Here is a 2,831-nt window from a genome sequence, read left to right as displayed (position 1 = left end):
GCAAATGCCATGATCGGAGTGGACTATGTGTTTCATGCTGCCGCGTTGAAGCAAGTGCCCTCTTGTGAGTTTTTTCCTATCCAGGCGGTGAAAACCAATGTATTGGGTGCGGAAAATGTGCTCAGGGCAGCGATTGCCAACAATGTGAAGAAAGCCATTGTGCTGTCAACGGATAAAGCTGTCTATCCTATCAATGCTATGGGTATGTCCAAAGCTATGATGGAGAAGGTGATGGTGGCTTATTCCCGTCAACAACCGAAGAATGGCACTGTTCTCTGCGGAACACGATATGGCATTTTGAAATGGAATGTACATAGATATATAAGGCAAAGTATAAATAAGAGGTGATAGTATGAGAATTCTAGTAACTGGTTCAAAAGGAGTTGTCGGGCAAATGCTCGTCAAGATTTTACGAGAGAGAGGGCACAGTGTGTTCGGTGTCGACCTGTTACATCATGCCGGTGAAACGGGCTATATTCAGCAGATGAGTAATGAAGCATGGACATATTCTAGATGTGACATTGGTGAATATCGACAGATTGAAAGAGTATTAAAACAAGCAGGACCCTTCGATATAGTGTATAACTGTGCTGCTGAGTTTGGTAGGTGGAATGGAGAGGATTATTTTGAGCAGCTGTGGAAATCCAATCTTATTGGCTTGAAAAACATACTTAGGCTACAAGAGGAACTGAGATTTAGGTTGGTTCACTTCTCAAGTTCTGAAGTGTATGGAGATTATGAAGGTGTCATGAGCGAATCAGTGATGGATACAATAGAAATCAAACAGATGAATGATTATGCCATCACGAAGTGGGCAAACGAAATGCAGATTAGAAACTCCATAGCGTTGTTTAATACTGAAACAGTAACAGTGCGATTGTTTAATACATATGGCCCAGGAGAATACTATCATCCTTATCGATCTGTTAACTGCAAATTCTGTTACCATGCACTATTCAAACTTCCAATTACTGTTTATAGAGGATACTATAGATCAAGCACATATATTGGAGATTGCGTGGAAACAGTTGCAAACATAGCCAACAACTTTATTCCGGGACGAGTATACAATATTGGCAGCAACCAGTTTCATGATATTGAGACGCTAGCTGAGATTATATGGAACTACACTGGTGCCCCAAAAAAGCTGATTACGTTACAAGATGCCGAAGTTCTTACTACCAAGATTAAGAAGACTGATAATTCCCTGTCGGTTAATGAATTGGGCCATGTAGAATCAGTCTCATTGGAGGATGGAGTAAAGAAAACGATTGATTGGATGAAAGACTACTATGGTATTTCATAAGATTGTAATACACCTAATAGTCGGTGCTCGTCCGAACTTCATGAAGATGGCACCACTTTACAAGGCACTCAAAGAACAGAATGAAAGATATACACCTACATTGATTCACACAGGGCAGCATTATGACGAGAAGATGTCCAAGCTCTTTTTTGAGGATTTGGGTATGCCGGAACCGGATGCATATTTACACGTTGGATCCGGGACTCATGGACAGCAGACGGCCCGAATAATTGAGCGCTACGAAGAATACATTCTTTCCGGTAACAGACCTGATCTGGTTATTGTCGCGGGCGATGTAAATTCTACAATTTCTTGTGCACTGGTAGCAAAGAAGCTGCATATTCCAGTAGCTCATCTTGAAGCCGGTTTACGCAGCTTTGATGAAAGAATGCCGGAGGAGATAAACAGAATTCTTACCGACAGGATATCAGACCTACTGCTTACGCCGTCAGAGGATGGTGATGCTAATCTCCTAAAAGAAGGAGTTTCTGCTGAGAGGATTCATTTGGTAGGCAATATCATGATTGATTCGTTGATTGAGCATCGAGTTAAATCAGAGAGATCTACGATAATGAGTGAGTTAGGAATTAGTGAAAATGATCCCTACGCGTTGGTTACCCTACATCGTCCTTCAAATGTGGATGAAGTGGATGGTTTGGATATGCTCTTATCTGCATTTCGCGAGATTGGTAAACAGGTCAGGATAATATTCCCTATGCATCCCAGAACCAGTAAGAACATCGAGCGGCTTGGCTTAAAGTCCAAACTGGCTGATATTCCCAATTTGATTATCACAGAACCCATCGGCTATCTTGATTTTATGAAGTTACAGATGAGCGCTAAGTTCATTCTTACGGATTCCGGTGGTATCCAGGAAGAATCAACCTTCTTTGGTGTACCCTGTCTTACTCTAAGAGAAAACACAGAACGCCCAATCACTATCACCGAGGGCACTAATCAATTAGTGCCACTGGATAGCGAGAGTATTGTACAATGCTCTATTAAGATATTGCAGGGCGAAGTGAAGAAGGGTTCTATACCGAAATACTGGGATGGGAAGACCGCTGGGAGGGTAATGAAAGTGTTGGATGAGTGGCATTTGAAGGGTAGAGTAGGTAGATGGTAATGGGAAAAAGGCTTCGCAGCTTTGACGCCAATGTACCTGAAGAGATCAATCGAAAGATGATCGATCACATTGCGGATTTTAACCTTGTTTATACTGAGAATTCACGCAGACATCTTTTGGCAGAAGGGCTTTCACACCGACGTGTTTATGTGACCGGATCTCCCATGTATGAAGTGCTGATGCGTTATTTGGCAAAGATCAATCGATCGAACGCTTTGGATAAGCTCAATCTCCAGCCACGAAAATACTTCTTGGTTTCGGTGCATCGTGAGGAGAATGTGGATTACCCGGATAATCTCAAGCGTATTGGTCATGTGCTGAACACGTTGGCTGAGAAATTCCAATATCCGATCATCGTGAGCACGCATCCCAGAACCCGGAAAAGGCTGGAGATGCTTG

General features: G+C 42.5%; 3 protein-coding genes and 1 pseudogene. All 4 read left to right on the top strand.

Going from position 1 to position 2,831, the window contains the following annotated elements; genetic code table 11:
• Positions 1 to 294 (top strand): annotated as a pseudogene (locus LHW48_06100) (polysaccharide biosynthesis protein).
• 58 nt (positions 295 to 352) lie between these two features.
• Positions 353 to 1,306: an NAD(P)-dependent oxidoreductase gene (locus tag LHW48_06095; protein ID MCB5260031.1), complete on the top strand. Its 954-nt coding sequence runs from the start codon at positions 353 to 355 to the stop codon at positions 1,304 to 1,306.
• The gene (wecB, locus tag LHW48_06090) at positions 1,293 to 2,432 is read left to right on the top strand and encodes a UDP-N-acetylglucosamine 2-epimerase (non-hydrolyzing) (GenBank protein MCB5260030.1); all 1,140 of its coding nucleotides are present in this window, start codon (positions 1,293 to 1,295) and stop codon (positions 2,430 to 2,432) included. Before LHW48_06095 ends, wecB begins: the two co-directional genes overlap by 14 nt.
• Positions 2,432 to 2,831: UDP-N-acetylglucosamine 2-epimerase (locus tag LHW48_06085; GenBank protein ID MCB5260029.1), on the top strand; the 400-nt coding region annotated here is incomplete at its 3' end. The genes wecB and LHW48_06085, both read left to right, overlap by 1 nt.

Source organism: Candidatus Cloacimonadota bacterium, from assembly GCA_020532355.1.
GTDB lineage: Bacteria > Cloacimonadota > Cloacimonadia > Cloacimonadales > Cloacimonadaceae > UBA5456.
Note: the sequence above shows the minus strand (reverse complement) of the source record. Positions and strands in the feature narration are given on the sequence as shown.

Coding starts and splice junctions, on each gene's coding strand:
- LHW48_06095 (MCB5260031.1), top strand. CDS start 353: ATGAGAATTCTAGTAACTGGTTCAAAAGGAGTTGTCGGGCAAATGCTC.
- wecB (MCB5260030.1), top strand. CDS start 1,293: ATGGTATTTCATAAGATTGTAATACACCTAATAGTCGGTGCTCGTCCG.